The organism is Christensenella timonensis (assembly GCF_900087015.1).
Taxonomy (GTDB): Bacteria; Bacillota; Clostridia; order Christensenellales; family Christensenellaceae; genus Christensenella; species Christensenella timonensis.
In genome coordinates this window covers 336,574-352,654 of the sequence record NZ_FLKP01000002.1, presented here as the reverse complement: position 1 = coordinate 352,654, position 16,081 = coordinate 336,574, and the positions used below count along the sequence as shown (strand labels likewise).

Annotated in this window: 13 protein-coding genes and 1 riboswitch; of the genes, 7 read left to right on the top strand and 6 right to left on the bottom strand. The window is 53.8% G+C overall.

Annotated elements, in window-relative coordinates; translation table 11 throughout:
* Positions 1 to 245 precede the first annotated feature (245 nt).
* Positions 246 to 1,103 (top strand): glycerophosphodiester phosphodiesterase, encoded by an 858-nt coding sequence (locus BN6471_RS03135; protein ID WP_162270171.1) that lies wholly within the window; start codon positions 246 to 248, stop codon positions 1,101 to 1,103.
* A gap of 103 nt (positions 1,104 to 1,206) precedes the next feature.
* Positions 1,207 to 2,730 carry a xylulokinase gene (gene xylB / locus BN6471_RS03130; protein WP_066645452.1) on the top strand — a complete coding sequence of 508 codons (1,524 nt, stop codon included), beginning with the start codon at positions 1,207 to 1,209 and terminating at the stop codon, positions 2,728 to 2,730.
* Positions 2,731 to 2,786: 56 nt separating this feature from the next.
* On the opposite strand, the gene crcB is transcribed toward xylB, so the two are convergent.
* Entirely contained in the window at positions 2,787 to 3,176 is a 390-nt protein-coding gene (crcB, locus tag BN6471_RS03125) for a fluoride efflux transporter CrcB (protein ID WP_066645450.1), read from the bottom strand.
* A gap of 45 nt (positions 3,177 to 3,221) precedes the next feature.
* A riboswitch (Fluoride riboswitch) is annotated at positions 3,222 to 3,293 on the bottom strand.
* Between the two features lie 158 nt (positions 3,294 to 3,451).
* Here crcB and BN6471_RS03120 point away from each other — a divergent pair.
* Both BN6471_RS03120 and BN6471_RS03115 read left to right on the top strand, forming a co-directional pair.
* Positions 3,452 to 4,273, top strand: a complete 822-nt coding sequence (locus BN6471_RS03120) for a hypothetical protein (RefSeq protein WP_147553972.1) — start codon at positions 3,452 to 3,454, stop codon at positions 4,271 to 4,273.
* 84 nt (positions 4,274 to 4,357) lie between these two features.
* Entirely contained in the window at positions 4,358 to 5,041 is a 684-nt protein-coding gene (locus tag BN6471_RS03115) for a D-lyxose/D-mannose family sugar isomerase (RefSeq protein WP_066645446.1), read from the top strand.
* A gap of 49 nt (positions 5,042 to 5,090) precedes the next feature.
* Here BN6471_RS03115 and BN6471_RS03110 read toward each other — a convergent pair whose 3' ends face one another.
* Both BN6471_RS03110 and fabV read right to left on the bottom strand, forming a co-directional pair.
* Positions 5,091 to 5,768, bottom strand: coding sequence for a transaldolase family protein (locus tag BN6471_RS03110; RefSeq protein ID WP_066645445.1), 678 nt, complete (start codon positions 5,766 to 5,768; stop codon positions 5,091 to 5,093).
* Positions 5,769 to 5,781: 13 nt separating this feature from the next.
* A complete protein-coding gene (gene fabV, locus BN6471_RS03105) occupies positions 5,782 to 6,963 on the bottom strand; it encodes an enoyl-ACP reductase FabV (RefSeq protein ID WP_066645443.1) in 1,182 nt (393 codons plus the stop codon).
* Positions 6,964 to 7,054: 91 nt separating this feature from the next.
* Between fabV and BN6471_RS03100 the strand changes: the two genes are divergently transcribed.
* Complete coding sequence (locus tag BN6471_RS03100; protein ID WP_066645441.1) at positions 7,055 to 7,699, top strand: 4Fe-4S binding protein; 645 nt, start codon at positions 7,055 to 7,057, stop codon at positions 7,697 to 7,699.
* 84 nt (positions 7,700 to 7,783) lie between these two features.
* Here BN6471_RS03100 and BN6471_RS03095 read toward each other — a convergent pair whose 3' ends face one another.
* Positions 7,784 to 8,314 carry a DUF6125 family protein gene (locus BN6471_RS03095; RefSeq protein WP_066645439.1) on the bottom strand — a complete coding sequence of 177 codons (531 nt, stop codon included), beginning with the start codon at positions 8,312 to 8,314 and terminating at the stop codon, positions 7,784 to 7,786.
* A 140-nt stretch (positions 8,315 to 8,454) separates the two neighbouring features.
* On the opposite strand from BN6471_RS03095, the gene BN6471_RS03090 reads away from it, so the two are divergent.
* A complete protein-coding gene (locus tag BN6471_RS03090) occupies positions 8,455 to 9,108 on the top strand; it encodes an HAD family hydrolase (RefSeq protein WP_066645436.1) in 654 nt (217 codons plus the stop codon).
* A 58-nt stretch (positions 9,109 to 9,166) separates the two neighbouring features.
* On the opposite strand, the gene BN6471_RS03085 is transcribed toward BN6471_RS03090, so the two are convergent.
* On the bottom strand, positions 9,167 to 9,775 hold the full coding sequence (locus tag BN6471_RS03085) for a TetR/AcrR family transcriptional regulator (RefSeq protein WP_066645434.1): 609 nt from the start codon (positions 9,773 to 9,775) through the stop codon (positions 9,167 to 9,169).
* On the bottom strand, positions 9,756 to 13,514 hold the full coding sequence (locus BN6471_RS03080; protein WP_066645432.1) for an efflux RND transporter permease subunit: 3,759 nt from the start codon (positions 13,512 to 13,514) through the stop codon (positions 9,756 to 9,758). Before BN6471_RS03080 ends, BN6471_RS03085 begins: the two co-directional genes overlap by 20 nt.
* Positions 13,515 to 13,750: 236 nt before the next feature.
* Here BN6471_RS03080 and BN6471_RS03075 point away from each other — a divergent pair, with 236 nt between their 5' ends.
* Positions 13,751 to 16,072 carry a glycogen/starch/alpha-glucan phosphorylase gene (locus tag BN6471_RS03075; protein ID WP_066645430.1) on the top strand — a complete coding sequence of 774 codons (2,322 nt, stop codon included), beginning with the start codon at positions 13,751 to 13,753 and terminating at the stop codon, positions 16,070 to 16,072.
* Positions 16,073 to 16,081 lie beyond the last annotated feature (9 nt).

The window sequence follows — 16,081 nt, the reverse complement described above, 5'->3', positions numbered from 1 at the left end:
TCATTTTTATAGGGATATATTATATTAATAAAGTATTTTTTTGAAATGAAACATAAAAAATGAAAATATCCATAAACGGGCAAAAACGAGAGGATATCTGCGAGAGAAAGGAACCATGCGTAAAAACAACCGCAGCGGAGCAAAATTCATTTATTTTTAAGAAAGTTTTACGAAGATTTCTATTTCCTATTTATATGTTTTCGATTATAATAGGCATGGTAACAAAAGGAAGTGAGAAAACACACATGGTTTCAGACTTAACAGCTTGCCTGATCGTCATCGGGCTGGGAGCCGTTGCCGTACTGATCTTAAACCGGATCATGACGGTCGTATCCCCGCCGCAGGAAAAGACATGGCTGACGGAGTTCCAATATGCACACAGGGGACTGCATGATGATGCGGTTCCGGAAAATTCCCTTCCCGCTTTTCAAAGTGCGGTGGATGCAGGTTTTGCGATCGAGCTCGACGTGCAGCTTTCAAAGGACGGCCAGGTCATGGTGTTCCATGACAGGGATTTAGAACGTATGACAGGCGTAACGGGAAGGCTCAGGGACCGTACCTACCGCGAGCTGCGGAATTTGCGGCTTAAAGGGACTGGACAGAAGATCCCCACGCTTGCAGAAGCGCTCACAGTGGTCGGGGGGAAAGTCCCGCTGCTGATCGAGATCAAAAACCACGGTATGGCGGGCGAATTGGAAAGAAAGCTTTACCGGATACTGTTCGACTATGAAGGAAAATACGCGATCCAGTCGTTTTCGCCGTTTTCCGTCAGGTGGTTTCGGCGAAACGCGCCGCATATCTACCGCGGGCAGCTTGCCTGTAATTTTTGGAAATGTAACGAGTTTACAGTCAGCAGGATCAAACGGTTTTTGATTGCGAACCTGTTGTTCATCGTCCAGAAGCTGGGTGTGAATTTTATCTGTAAGCCCAATTTTATCAGCTACGAGCTGCATAAGGTTAATTCGCGGCTGATCAGGCGGCTGCGCAGGAAAGGCGCGCCGATCTTCGCCTGGACGGTACGCAACCACGAACAGTATGACGATGCGAAGCAATATACGGATTCCGTGATTTTTGAAGGGTTCCGCCCTAAGGATATCCGGTAACGGAAAAAGAATAACAGGCCATTCCTGCAAAAGGAGTGGTTTTTTTATTCCCAGTTCAGGTATAATAGGGGATAGGGAATCAAGAAAACCGGGAGGATAGGACATGAAATATTTGATTGGGATCGATATCGGCACGTCGGCCACAAAAACCGTGCTTTTTGACGAGGCGTTCCAGGTGGTCGCTTCCAGCTCGCAGGAATATCCGATGTACCAGCCGCACAACGGCTGGGCGGAGCAGCGCGCGGAAGATTGGCGCGACGCGGTGTTAAAAACGATAAAAGATGTAGTCAGCACATCCGGCGTGCAGGGCGGGGATATCTCCGGCGTCGGGCTTTCGGGCCAGATGCACGGATTGGTGATGCTGGACGAACAAAACGAAGTCATCCGGCCGTCCATCATCTGGTGCGACCAGCGCACGGCAAAGGAATGTGAGGAGATCACGCAAAAGGTAGGGGCACAGCGGCTCATTGAGATCACAGCCAACCCTGCGCTTACAGGCTTTACCGCCTCCAAGATTTTGTGGGTGCGCAACAATGAACCGGAAAACTATGCGAAATGCCGCCATATCCTGCTGCCCAAGGATTATATCCGCTTTATCCTGACCGGGGAATACGCGACGGAAGTGTCGGATGCGAGCGGGATGCAGCTTCTCGACGTACCCAAACGGCAGTGGTCGGCAGAGGTGCTGGAAAAACTGGATATCGACCCCTCGCTGCTGGCAAAGGTATATGAATCGCCCGAGGTCACGGGCGCCATCCTGCCGGAGGTCGCCAAAGAAACGGGGCTTTCGGAAAAAACGGTCGTTGTAGGCGGCGCGGGCGACAATGCGGCAGCGGCTGTAGGTACGGGCATTGTGCAGGACGGGCGTGCGTTTACGACGATCGGTACCAGCGGCGTTGTCTATGCGCATAGTTCAAAGGTCACCATAGACCCTAAAGGCCGCGTACATACCTTTTGCTGTGCAGTCCCGGGCTGTTGGCATGTGATGGGCGTGACGCAGGGCGCGGGGCTCTCGCTCAAATGGTTCCGCGACCAGTTCTGCCAGGATTATGTTGAGCAGGCGAAAAAACAGGGCGCGAACGTTTACGACCTGATGGGAAAAGACGCGGCGGGCGTTCCTGTAGGCAGCCATAAACTGATTTATCTCCCCTACCTGATGGGGGAGCGTACGCCGCACCTAGATCCCGACTGCCGCGGCGTATTTTTTGGGCTGTCCGCCATCCATACCAAAAAAGACATGATCCGTGCGGTCATGGAGGGCGTTTCTTTTTCGCTGAAAAATTGTGCGGATATCCTGGACGGCATGGGCGTTACGATCGACGAGATGATGGCATGCGGCGGCGGAGGAACCAGCCCGGTGTGGCGGCAGATGCTTGCCGACCTCTATGGCTGCGATGTCAAAACGATCGTGTCGCAGGAGGGGCCGGCCCTCGGCGTGGCGATTCTTGCCGCAGTGGGCGCAGGGCTCTACAGCGACGTCCCGGCGGCATGCGCAAAAGCGGTTAAAACAGACCAGAGCTGCCCGCCCATCCCGGAAAACCAGAGGGAATACCCCAAATATTATGAGATATACAACGACCTTTATGGGTGCTTAAAAGAGGAATACAAAAAATTGGCCGGCATCTGAAAGCGGTATATAGGAAAAGACCGGCGATCTGCCGGTCTTTTTTGATGCCGCGGCGGTCAGGCGGCGCTGCTTTTGAACAGCAATTTTGAAACGGACATACCGAGGATGACGCCAAGGAAACTGAAAATAAGGTTAAAGACGATGTTGCCGAACGCGCGGGCATAGTCGGAGGCCAAAAATAAATTGATCGTTTCCATGCTGAAGGTGGAAAAGGTGGAAAGCCCGCCGAGCATACCCGTCGTCAAAAAGAGCTTTGCGCGCGGCGTGATGAAGGAAGTCTGTTTTTCCATACCTGCCAGGAAGCCGACCAGGAAACCGGCGATGATGTTGGAAAAAAGTGTTGCCAGCGGCATTTGCACAGGCAGGGGCATCATCAGCTTGGTGATCAAAAAACGCAGGCAGCAGCCGATAAAGCCGCCCGCCCCCACTACTAAAAATTCAATCATAGATCCATTTCCTTTCCGTCAATAAAAAAGCTGGCGACTCCTGCGTGTCCTGCAGAAGTCATCAGCTCAAAAAGCAGTTTTGGTTTCCCACGGGAGAACTTCATTCCCTCATACTTATTTTAACAGGAGGCCGCTGCCCCGTCAATAAGGCGGCAGGATATCCCGGCCCCAGATATGGCGGAACCGTAAACAATCTGTTAATATTTTGCCGGTTTTCCACACCTTTTCCATAGTTCTGCTATAATGGCAGTATTCTTAGAAAAGGACTGTGGAACGTGAAAAAAATACTGGTGGTTATGATAGGCGCTTTCACGCTTATATGCACCTTAAACGCATGCGCCCTGCCCAATGCGGGCAAGGTGCAGGTCATAGCATCGCCCGAGCCTGCAGGAACCGCAAGCACGCCGGAGGTATCTTCAGCCCCTTCTGACGAGGGAGAGGAAACGCCGGATGGGGCAGGGAAGCCCGCTGCGGAAAGCACGGAGGCGCAGGGCGCCGCAACGGAGGAAAACGGGAGCAGCGATATCCTCCATGATGAAAAAGAGACGCAGGCGCAGGCGGATGAATATGGGAAAGGGGTCAAGTGTACCTCGACGATCATTGCGGGCAACAATATGATCGTGCAGGTCAGGAATACGAACGAAATTACGATACCCAAAGTCACGGTGGCGCTCAATTCGCCGGAAGACAGCTACGAGCTGGTATTCTACCAGGTGAGCGCAGGGAAAAGTATTTCGATCCCCATCGAAAAAAAACCGAACGAGCTGCCGCCCGCCGTCAATGCGGAAGTCAGCGTATCGATGGAGGAAAACGAATATGTCGATATTACAAAGCAGGTCAGCGTCAGCGTCGAGCAGGTGGACAGCGGCGCACAGCTTACGGTCAGCAACGGGGCGGCGCAAGCCTGTAAGCTATTGAATATCACGGTAAAATTTGCAAATAATACGGATATCGTTTATGCACAGATGCGCGCAATGCAGGAACCTATTGGGCCGGGCGAAAGCGTAGTGCTCTCCTTTTTGCTGCCGCAGGAATTAAAGGACGGGGGAACCGCCTTTGACCGGGTCGAGTATGTGCTCAACCAGGCGGTCGCGTGAAAATAAGCACGAGTGAATTGACACGCTTTTGCAGCAGGTGCTATCATAGGGAAAGAACGATTACATGAGGGGAAAGGTAACGCGATGAAAAGATCAGAAGTGAACCAGATTTTGCAGAAAACGAAAGAGGCGCTTGAGGCGCATATGATCCGCCTGCCGGATTTTGCTTATTGGACGCTCGACGACTGGAAGAACAGTAAGGAAGATACAAGCCGCATCCGCCGCGTGATGCAGGGATGGGACTTGACCGATTTCGGCATGAAGAATTTTGACGAAATAGGGGCAGTCCTTTTCACCATCCGTAACGGTTTGCAGGATGAGCCGGGCGTAGGCACGCCGTACGCTGAAAAAATGCTTTTTGTAAAGGACGGCCAGAGGCTGCCGCTCCATTACCACGTTACAAAAACGGAAGATATCATCAACCGCGGCGGCGGGGATATGTTCATGATCCTTTACAATGTAACGAAGGACTTGCAGCCGGACACCGAAAGTGACGTTACGTTCTATTGCGACGGGATCCCCAGGACAGTCAAGGCGGGTGAAAAGTTCCTGATCACGCGCGGCAACAGCATCACCTTAGCGCCGTATTCGCTCCATACCTTCGGCGCGGAAAAGGGAACGGGAGACCTGATCGCCTGGGAGGTATCCTCCGTCAACGACGACAACACGGATAATTACTGGGCGGAAGACGCCAGCCGTTTTTCGGGCATCGAAGAAGACGAGCAGCCGCTGCACCTTTTGTGCAACGAGTACGACAAGTTCCTGTAAACGATACAAAAAAGGACTGCTTTTGATGGCAGTCCTTTTTTCCTATTGCTTACTTCAGGTGCGTTCCCTCTACTTCGTTCACCAGCGCCAGGAAATCTTGTCCGAAGTTTTCGTCCGCGCACATCGTTGCGTCGTGGTAAGTGAGCGCACGCAGCACGTCCGGCCCCGCAGTGACCGCGCCTACGCCATATTTGCACAGGCTCAGCACCTGGTGCGAATTGCGGAAGCTTGCCGCAATGACCTGCGCCTCTAAGTTGTGGATGCGGAAAATGTCGTGGATGTCCTTTGCCACCTGGATCCCGTCCGCGCCCATGTTATCGAGGCGGTTGATGTACGGCGCGGCAAAACGCGCGCCCGCCTTGGCCGCCATAAAGGCCTGCATGGCGTTATAGACGACGGTCGCCGTGATGTTGATGCCTTCCTTTTTCAGCAGGCGGATGGCGCGCAGCCCTTCGGGGGTGACCGGCACCTTGACGAACAGGTCGTCCCCTAATTCCCGCAGCATGAAATGCGCTTCGTCCACCATTTTTTCCGCTGTGTCGGAAATAAGCTGCGCGTGCAGCATGGATTCCTTGGGAATAAACGAGCGGATCTCCTTTAATACATGGAAAATGTTCTGGTGTTCCTTCAACAGGATGGACGGGTTGGTGGTGACCCCGTCATAAGGGAAGCTGTCGTATAGCTTCCGGATTTCGTCAATATTGGCATGATCGATCAATACAAGCATGGTTCGTCCCCCCTCATTCGCCGATGCTCGGCACGCTGACTTCCGTATTAACGTCCGCGCTGTAATCTACCCCTGGGATATCAAAGCCGAACATCTGGTAAAAATCCTCCCAGTATCCGGCAACGTCCGCGAGCTGCTCCAAATTTTCATCGGAGATCTTATCCCACGCCGCGCTCACCGCGTCCTGCACGTCTTTGCGCATTTCCCAGTCGTCCAAACGGATCATGCCGCGTTCGTCCGTGGGAACGTCCTTTGCAAGCAGGCGGTCGTGCAGCATACGGTACATTTGCTCGATGCAGCCCTCATGCAGTCCCATGTCTTTCATGACCCGGTAAAGGATGGAGATGTAAAGCGGGACGATGGGGATCGCGGCAGAAGACTGTGTTACAAGCCCTTTGTTGACGGAAATATAAGCGGAAACGCCGGGGAACTCCCGCGCGATCTCCTGCGACGTCGCAAACAAGTGTTCCTTTGCCTTGCCGATGGAGCCGTTGGTGTACATCGGGTAGGTCAGCTCCGGCCCGATATAAGAATAGGCGACCGTGGTCGCGCCCCCTGCAAGGACGCCCGCGCTGCCCAATGCGGCGATCCAGTCTTTCCAGTCCTCACCGCCCATGACTTTGACGGTATCGTCTATCTCCTGCTGCGTTGCGGGGGTAACGGTGACCTCGGATATTTTCCGGGTATTCAGGTCGATGGTCTTGTTGGTATAGTCGCTGTCCGTCGTCTTGAGGACGGAGGAATAAGTCGTGCCGTCCGCGACCGTCCTGCGCGGGGAGGCAAGGCTGTAAACGACCATATCCACCTGCCCTAAGTCGCGACGGATCAGGCCTATGGCCTGTTCCTTGATCTCCCTGGAGAATGCGTCGCCGTTGATGGTCTTTGCATAGAGACCGTCTGCGTGGGCAAATTCTTCAAAGGCGGCGGTGTTGTACCAGCCGGAAGAAGCGGTGCGCTTGCCGTTTGCCGGACGCTCGAACATTACGCCGACCGTCGATGCGCCGCACGAATATGCAGCCGCAATACGGGACGAAAGGCCGTATCCGGTGGACGAACCGATCACCAGCACATTTTTTGCGCCCGGTGTTTTCGGTTGCCCCTTCACGTATTCGATCTGCCGCCGCACATTTTCACGGCAGCCCGCAGGATGCGCCGTCGTACAGATAAAGCCCCTGACTTTTGGTTCTACTATCATGATGAAGCTCCTTTGTTTCAAAATTAAGATACGCGTTTATTTTACCATAGTACGCTGGATTTTTCAGCAAGAAATATTGGGGGGAAAGACCATGGAAACAAAAGAATATTTGCAAATGATACGTGAAGTGAAGGATTGCGCCTTTGCCACCGTAGATGAGTCGGGAAAACCGGAGGTGCGCATCATCGACGTCATGATGGTGGAGGACGATTGCCTGTATTTTTTGACGGCGCGCGGGAAGAACTTTTACCGGCAGCTTTTAGACCAGGAATTCGTTGCGCTCACGGGACTGACGAAAAACTGGGAGATGCTCTGTTTGCGCGGCAAGGTAAAACAGGTGGAGCAGGACTACCTGCGGCCCATCTTTGAACAAAACCCCTCCATGAACGAGGTCTATCCGGGCGACAGCCGCAACATCTTAGAGGTCTTCTGCTTGTACGAAGGGCAGGGCGAATATTTCAACCTTTCCCAAACGCCGGTATTCCGCGAAACGTTTTTGGTCGGCAAACAGGAGGAAACATACAAAGGTTTCCTGATCACCGACGGATGTATCGAATGCGGGACATGCGCATCGGTATGTCCGCAGCAGTGTATCAAGGCAGGTACGCCCTACGTGATCCGGCAGGAAAACTGCCTGCATTGCGGGCTGTGCGCAGAAACGTGCCCGGTGACCGCGATCGATAAAAGGCCCGGCTTCCAGACAGCTTTTGCACCATCAAGAAAATTCCTGTTATAATATGTTGCAAAAAGGAAGTGGAATTTGGGGATCAGGGAAACGTTTGAAAAAACGAACCATGCGGCAAAAGGCCCCGCTGCGGGATCAAACCGCCGCAGGGTCTTCTTTTAACGTAAATTTCCATACGCACCACGCTCCCTCTTCGGTGAGGTTGGGCGGGCAGCTTACAACCTCCGTCTCAAAGCGTGGGTCGATTGCTTTTGCGAACCCGGAGTATTCCTCCAGCCCAACGCTCAGGCACGGAAAATCATCGAGGCCTTTGCGCTTACGCGCATCCTGCGTGCGGCAATGACGCGCGCGGTAAGTAACGGTGTTACCGTCGATCGTAATCTCCGGCTGGTTGAGCGAGGCTTGCAGCCGGAAACGGAAAGCAAGCGCAAGGCCTTCCGTCCCCGCATATTCCCCAAGGCCCAAAAATTCTTTTAAGCGCCGCGCCTCGATAGCGGTGAACTGCCGCCAGGCATTCGCGTCGTGCTCCATAGCTTCCTTTATGCCGCGCTTTTGCTCGATGGACAAAAACCAGCAGCCATCGTGTGCCAGCCAGTTTTTTGCATATATCCTGCAAAGCTCAAGCAGCTTTTCCCGTGAAAGGGAATCGATATCCGTATATTGCATCCCAATACCTCCGTAAACGTGTGCATGGCATCATTATATACCAGCCGGAAAGCAGAAGCAACGCGCGCGGCAAGGTTGACGGACGAGGCGTGCTGTGTTATGGTACGCTTGTATGTTTTTTTTGAAAAAGAGGAGAAACGATGTCCAAATATGACTTTTTGATCTTTGATATGGACGGGACGTTCATCGATTCCGCCCCTTTTCATATCGCTGCCTACCACCGCTTTTTTAACATGCACGAAATCAACGTCAGCATGGGAGATACGATTTTGGGACTGGGGTTCACGATCGAAGATATGTTCCGCAATATCGGGCTTCCCGAAGAACGTGTCGATGAAGTTTACGAAAAGCTGGCGGCGTTTTACCGGAGCGGGGCGGACGACCTTATTGAAAAGATCCCGCTGATCGACGGCGCCAACGAAGTTTTTACGGCGCTCAAACAGCGCGGATATCCGATGGGTGTTGTCACAAACAGCCTGCAGCCGGTTGCGGATCGAATTCTTATGCTGCACAATCTTAAGGATTATTTCATAACGGTGGAGGGTGCGACGCAGCAGGAATCGGATAAGGAACGGCGTTGCATGGATGTCTACCGGGCGCACTGTAAAAAGGGGAGCGTACTATTGATCGGGGACGCGGGACGCGACATGGAGATTGCCAAAGACGCAGGTTGGGATTGCTGCCTCGCGGTCACGGATATCTCGTGGGCGCGCGATCCGCAGAGTGTGATCGAAAGGTACCGCCCCACGCATGTGATCCGCGAATTTCCGGAGCTCCTTTCGATATTGGATTGAAAGCAAAGCAGTAAAAAGGCTGTGCAGATATTTGCACAGCCTTTTTTGATGCCTGGCTTTAAGAAAGCGCCTTTACAAGCAGCCGGTAAGCATTGTCCATGGCGGCCTGCAGCATATCACCGTCCATATCCTCCCTGCGGCAGCGCGCATGGATAAAGCTCATCAGCGCGCCTGCAAACGCACTGTAAGTATATTCTTCATCCGTATACGGCGGGATCACCCCCTCGCGTGCGCCAAGGTCTGCCAGCAGCAGCACCCGCTTATGGATCATAGAGAGGTATTCCTGCACAAAGGCAAGGTCGCCGTTAAAAAAGTGCTCCATATCCTTGCCGCCTACGTTGAACAGGACAAGGTGGAAGTCGGAGTTTTTGTTCATGATGATCCCGTTTACGATGCGCAGCACGGTATAACATTTTTCCTGAAACCCTTCCGCCTGCCGCATTTGCTCAAAGATCGTAAAAAGCTGTGTCTTAATGCTGTACATGATCGTCTTTGCGAAGATATCTTCCTTGGATGTGAAATAATTGTACAGCGTCCCCTTGCCGATCCCCGCTGCATCCGCGATATCCGAAGCCTTGATCTCGGCAATGCTTGCGCCGCCGCTGATGAGATCCAAAAGCGCGCGCATGATGGTGAGCTCTTTTTCTTTATATTTCGGGGATATCATCGTCAAGACCCTCCTCCAAAAGAACCTGCTTGATCGGCCTTTTGTTCATCCCGTCATACATCACGGGAACAAAGAACAGCGTCATGAATGTCGCGTAGATCAACCCGCCGATCGTCACGACCGCCATAGGCTGGAGCATTTCCGCACCCTGGCCCATACCGAATCCGAGCGGTACAAGGCCGAGTACGGTCGTTAAGGCCGTCATTAAAATCGGACGGATACGCGCCTTGCCTGCGCGCAGCAGCGCTTCGTTCTTTTCGATGCCCGCAAGGCGCAGCTGGTTGACGTAATCCACGAACACGATCCCATTGTTGACCACGATGCCCGCAAGGATCAAAAATCCCAGCAGGGCGATCATGCTAAGCTCCATGCCCGTCAGCAGCAGAGCAAGCAGGCCGCCCGTAAACGCGAGGGGTATGGTGAACAGGATGATGAACGGCGATTTTAGGGACTGGAACTGGGCCACCATGATCAGGTAAATGAGCACGACCGCAAGCATGAACATATAGATCAGGTTGCTGAACGTATCCGTTATCGTCTGGTTTTCCCCGGCGATTTCCACGCTGTAGCCGTCCGGTACCTGGTAGCCGCCCAACTTCTGCGAGAACTCGCGGCTGACAAGGCCGATGTTGTGGTCTGCATCCACTTCCGCCGTGATAGACATTGTACGCACCTGCCCGTCGTGGTTGATGGAGGTCAGGCTCTGTTCCTGCGATACCTGTGCGATATCCGAAAGCTTTACTTCCTCCTCCTCGCCGTCCTTTGTCCCTTTTAGCGGGAAGTCGTTCAGTTTGTCCAGCGAAATGCTGTCCTGCGGGCTGTTTTCTACGATCACAGGGTAATCCTGCGTTTCAAACGTCACGGTAGTCGCCGTCTTGCCGGCCGCAAGCTCTGCGGCGACCTGTTGGTATACCTGCGCGACCGTCAGGCCGTAGGCCATCGCCTTGTTTTTGTCGACGACGATACGCGTTTCCTGCGAGGATTCGTTAAGGCCGTTGTCAATGTTCGTCAGGCCCTCCGTCTGCTCCATCAGGCCGGTCATGTCCTGCGCGATGGTTTTTAAGGTATCCAGGTCGTCGCCCTTCAAAACGACCTCCAGGCCGGAGCCCGAAAGCGCGGACATATCCATCGTGGAATCGCTGATTTCCACCGTTGCGGGGAGATCGGCGACCTGGTCGCGCATCATCTGCGCAACCTGCGCGCTGGTATGCGTTTTTTCCTCCTCCAAAACGGCATACATCATCATGCTGGTGTTGTTGCCCCCGGCAGAACTGCCGCCGCCGAGGATGGACATGGTTCCGCCTTCCATGGCGCCGATGGTTTTTACATCCGGTACTGTTGTCAGGCGCGCGAGAATCTCATCGCTCATATCGCGCGTCTGCTGCGTCGTGCTGTCCTTGGGCATGTTCATGGTGATCATGATTTCGCTGCTGTCCATTTTAGGCATCAGGGACGTGCCCATCGTAAAGATGTTGGCGACACTGAATACGAACAGGCCGACAACCAAAACGACGACGATCCATTTGCGCTTTAATGCCCCGGACAAAAGCTTTTCATATCCGGCGGTAAATTGATCAAACCATTTATGCTGCTTCTCTTTGGTGTTTTTCATCATGGTAGAACCCATCGCCGGAACAAGCGTGAGCGCAATGACCAGGCTCGCAAGCAGCGAAAAGGCAATGGTAAGGCCCATATCCTCGAACAGCTGGCGTGTCAGCCCTTCCGTAAATACAATGGGCAGGAACACGCACACTGTGGTCAGCGTGGAAGCGGCGATCGCGCCAGCAACCTGTGACGCGCCCTTGACGGCCGCCTTGGCGGCTGAAACGCCCAGCGCGCGCAGGCGGTAAATATTCTCGATGACGACGATGCTGTTATCCACCAGCATACCCACGCCGAGGGCCAGGCCCGCAAGCGAGATGACGTTCAAGGTAACGCCGGCAAAATACATCAGCGTGAGCGCCGCCAAAAGGCTGAACGGGATGCTGATCGCCACGATGATCGTCGGTTTGATATCCTTTAAAAAGAGGAACAGGATCAGGATCGCCAGAATACCGCCCAGCAAAAGGTTATTGAGCACGGAATCCAGTACGATGTTGATGTATACGCCCTGGTCGTTTAAGGTCGTGATGTGCAAGTTAGGGTTTTGCGCCTCCAATGCCTTGATCGTTTCGCCCAACCGCTCGGAGACCTCTGTGGTAGAAGCTGTGCTCTGTTTCTGGAAGGTCAGAAGAATACCGTCGTTGCCGTTGATCTTTGCGTAAAGGTCATCCTTATTGTCTGTCATTTCAACGGTCGCGATGTCCGAAAGCTTGACCTGTCCGATGTCGCCCGTGGGAATGTCGAACACGACAAGGTTCCTGATTTCATCGATATCTTTGAACTGGTCGCCTACCTTGACAAGGAAATTCTCATCCCCGTCCCTGATGTAACCAGCAGGCATGGAAAAATTTTCCGCAGACAGGATCTGGCCCACCGTCTCCTGCGTGATCTTACCGTCAAGGCCGGCCTGCTTGTAGGCCGCGTCCTTTTGTGCCTCAAATTCCTGCTCCTGCGCGCTGAGCTGCGCCTCTCCGCCCGCAAGCTGGCCGGACGCCTCCGCGATGCCTGTGGTAAGGGCCATCTTGCCGGTCTCGACCTGCCGTTCCCCTTCGTCAAGCTCGCTTAGTTTGGCCTCAAGCTGTGCCTTTTGGTCGGGAATCTGCGCGAGGCCGTCCTGCAGTTGCGCGATTCCGGCTTCCACCTGCGCGAGGCCGTCCTGCAGCTGCGCGATTCCGGCTTCCAGCGTATCAAGCTGCCCGGTCAGCGTATCGGGAACGCTTTGTCCCGCGGCCACGAGGGCGGCGATCTGCGCGGCAAGCGCGTCGCGTCCTGCCGTCGCATCCGCGAGCTGGGAGGTAAGGCCATCGCGCTGCGCCTTTAAATCCGCAAGCTGCGCCTCAAGCTCCTGCTGCATTTGCGGCAAGCTCGCGAGCGCGCCCTGCAGCTGCTCCCGTCCGGCGTCAAGCTGGAGCCCCGCATCCACAAGTTGCTGTGCCTGCGTCTGGCTCATACTATTAAGCTGCTCCTTGCCGCTTGCAATCTTGTCCTTGGCCTCGTCGATCTTCTCCTGCGCCTCGGCCAGCTTTTCATCCACGGAAGCGAGCACGCGGCGGTTCAGTTCGTCGATCCTATCCTGGTCGAGCGTCACCTTGACGGATTCCTCCACCAGCCCCGCCGCGGTAACGGAGGCGACCCCGTCGATGCGCTCGAACTCAGGGAGGATCGTTTCCTCCACCGCCTTGGAGGTCTGCGTAATATCCTGCCCTTCTATATCGACGCTTGCGATCATGACGGGCATGATATCAGGATTGATCTTTAAAAGCGTGGGCGTACCCACCGCATCGTCGAGGTTCCCCTTGACCATGTCGATCTTACCGCTCATCTCGATCATCACGCTATCCATGTTTGTTCCCTGCGTGAATTCAAGCAGTACCATACTGCTGTTCTCGTTGGAGGTGCTCGTTACGTTCTTGATACCGCTTGTGGTGGCAAGCGTCTGCTCGAGCGGCCTCGTCACGGTCTGCTCGATCTTTTCAGGGCTCGCGCCCGGATAGGTCGTCAGTACCATTACATAAGGAAGATCCATCTTGGGAAGCAGGTCGGTGCGCATGCTCGTAAAGGAAATGAACCCCAGGATACACACGAGGACGACCGCCACGAAGATGGTCATTGGTTTTTTTACGCTGAATTTTGACATAGATGTAAATCCCTTCCGTCATTGGCCGTATGTTGGTCATAATAGTGTTGAATAAAAGAGACTGACCAGTCAGTCACATTCCTTATTATAGCATTTGAGGACGTTTCGTCAACCAAAATCATATCTTTTATAAAAGTTTTGTGAAGAGTGGGAAGCGGGGCGTGACGGGTTTGACAAAAGGGTTTATAAATGCTATAATTCGCATATTTTCATTGCGAATACAGTAAGGAGAAACGATGAGAGCGTTAGATAGGATAGAGCATATCATAGAGGACGATATGCAAAAACGATTGTGCGATACGACGGCTGCGGAGCTGAACGCCGCGATCGCAAAAGCAGTCATAGAGGAAGTCTCGCCCGTTTGGAACGAAGAACGGGACGCGCAGAAACGCAAAGCGTATTATTTTTCGGCGGAATACCTGATCGGGCGCATGGTGTTCAACAACCTGTATGCACTGGGCTGGCTGAAGGAATTGAAGGCGGAGCTGCTTGCGCGCGGTGTGGATATCAAGAAAATGGAAGATTTGGAAGACGCTGCGACGGGCAACGGCGGCCTTGGAAGGCTGGCGGCTTGCTTTCTGGATTCCGCGGCCACGATGGGCCTGCCGCTCATCGGCTACGGCATCAAGTATAAAAACGGCCTCTTCCGCCAGAAGTTTGAAAACGGGTTCCAGATAGAAATCGCGGACGACTGGAAAAGCGATACAGACCCGTGGTTCTTGCGCAAGGAAGACGAATGCGTGGTCGTCAAATTCCATAATCAGGAGGTAAAGGCCGTACCTTACGATATGCCGGTCATCGGCTACGAAGGCGGGCAGGTCAATACGCTGCGCTTGTGGCAGTCGGAAGCTTTAAACGAATTCGATTTCCGGAAATTCAACGATGGGGATTATACTGGTGCGGTTGCGGAGAAAAATAACGCGGAGATGATCACGCGTGTGCTGTATCCCAACGACAGCACACGTGAAGGCAAGGAGCTGCGCCTAAAGCAGGAGTATTTCTTTACCAGCGCGTCCTTGCAGGACTTACTGCGCAGGTATCGGCGCGACTACGAATGTGATATCCGCGATTTTGCCAAATACCATACGATCCAGCTAAACGACACGCACCCGGTGATCGCGATCCCGGAATTCATCCGATTGCTGGGGGATATGGGCGTGGAATTTGAGGACGCGTTTTTGATGGCGCGCGATGTATTTGCCTACACCAACCATACGATCATGACCGAGGCGCTCGAAACATGGGATATTGAATTGTTCCGTGGCTTGTTGCCCGACCTTTATGAGATCGTCGTGCTTTTAAACGACCGGCTGCTCTCGGAGATCGGCAACAGAAACAGGGATGAGCTCGAAATTTTGTGCGGCGGCGCGGTGCACATGGCGCGCCTTGCCGTGTACGCTTCCAAAAAGGTCAATGGCGTAGCGGCGATCCACACCGAGCTTTTAAAGGACAAGGTCTTGCGCAGCTGGTATGAATGGTTCCCCGAACGCTTCCTCAATAAAACGAATGGGGTGACGCAGCGCCGGTGGCTTGCGCTTTGCGATCCGGAGCTTTCCGAGCTCATTTCCGAAAAGATCGGCTGGGGCTGGGTCAAGGATTTGGAGCAGATCAGGGGCATTGAGCCGTATATTGGGGACGACAGCTTTGTGCAGCGCTTCAACCAGGCCAAGCAGGTGCGCAAGGACAAGCTGGCGCAATATATTTACAAGCGCGACAGGATCGCCGTGCGTTCGGATTCGGTGTTCGATATCCAGATCAAGCGGCTGCACGAATACAAGCGGCAGCTTTTGAACGCGTTTTCCATCCTGGATATCTATTTCCGCCTCAAAAGCGGGGAGCTCACGGATTTCCCGCGGACAACGTTTATTTTCGGCTCCAAGGCGGCGCCGGGGTATTATATTGCCAAAGGGGTCATTAAATTCATCAACGAGATCGGGCGCATGATAGAGAATGACCCTGCGGTAAACGATATTTTGCAGGTCGTGTTCGTTTCCAACTACGATGTTTCCTATGCGGAGAAGCTTGTGACAGCGGCGGACATTTCCGAGCAGATATCCACCGCGGGCATGGAGGCGTCGGGCACGGGCAACATGAAGTTCATGCTCAACGGCGCAGTCACGCTGGGCACGTACGACGGCGCGAACATCGAGATTGCAGCGCAAGCCGGCGAGGAGAACAATTATATCTTCGGGGCGCGGGTCGAGGATCTCGCGCGGATCGAGGGAACGTACAACCCAATGGAGATCTACGAAAACAATGCACGGCTTAGGCGCGTGATCGATACGCTTGTGGATGGAACGTTTTCGGATGGGGACACGGGCATGTTCCGCGCGATCTACGATATGCTGCTGCACGGTTCTTACTGCCAGCAGGCGGATAAGTACAGGCTGCTGCTCGACTTTGAGGATTACGTCAACCAGAAGCTGCGCGCGATCTACGATACGAAGGACGCTATGGCGTTCGGCCGCAAGTGCCTCTACAATGTGGCGCGCAGCGCGTTTTTCTCCAGCGACCGCACGGTCGGGGAATATGCGCGGGAGATATGGGGCATATCTTAGGCTGTTGAC

Bases quoted from the DNA above. Each gene is read 5' to 3' on its own strand.
- xylB (WP_066645452.1), top strand. From the start codon at position 1,207: ATGAAATATTTGATTGGGATCGATATCGGCACGTCGGCCACAAAAACC.
- BN6471_RS03135 (WP_162270171.1), top strand. From the start codon at position 246: ATGGTTTCAGACTTAACAGCTTGCCTGATCGTCATCGGGCTGGGAGCC.
- BN6471_RS03075 (WP_066645430.1), top strand. From the start codon at position 13,751: ATGAGAGCGTTAGATAGGATAGAGCATATCATAGAGGACGATATGCAA.
- crcB (WP_066645450.1), bottom strand. From the start codon at position 3,176: ATGATTGAATTTTTAGTAGTGGGGGCGGGCGGCTTTATCGGCTGCTGC.
- fabV (WP_066645443.1), bottom strand. From the start codon at position 6,963: ATGATAGTAGAACCAAAAGTCAGGGGCTTTATCTGTACGACGGCGCAT.
- BN6471_RS03085 (WP_066645434.1), bottom strand. From the start codon at position 9,775: ATGATATCCCCGAAATATAAAGAAAAAGAGCTCACCATCATGCGCGCG.
- BN6471_RS03100 (WP_066645441.1), top strand. From the start codon at position 7,055: ATGGAAACAAAAGAATATTTGCAAATGATACGTGAAGTGAAGGATTGC.
- BN6471_RS03080 (WP_066645432.1), bottom strand. From the start codon at position 13,514: ATGTCAAAATTCAGCGTAAAAAAACCAATGACCATCTTCGTGGCGGTC.
- BN6471_RS03095 (WP_066645439.1), bottom strand. From the start codon at position 8,314: ATGCAATATACGGATATCGATTCCCTTTCACGGGAAAAGCTGCTTGAG.
- BN6471_RS03115 (WP_066645446.1), top strand. From the start codon at position 4,358: ATGAAAAGATCAGAAGTGAACCAGATTTTGCAGAAAACGAAAGAGGCG.
- BN6471_RS03090 (WP_066645436.1), top strand. From the start codon at position 8,455: ATGTCCAAATATGACTTTTTGATCTTTGATATGGACGGGACGTTCATC.
- BN6471_RS03110 (WP_066645445.1), bottom strand. From the start codon at position 5,768: ATGCTTGTATTGATCGATCATGCCAATATTGACGAAATCCGGAAGCTA.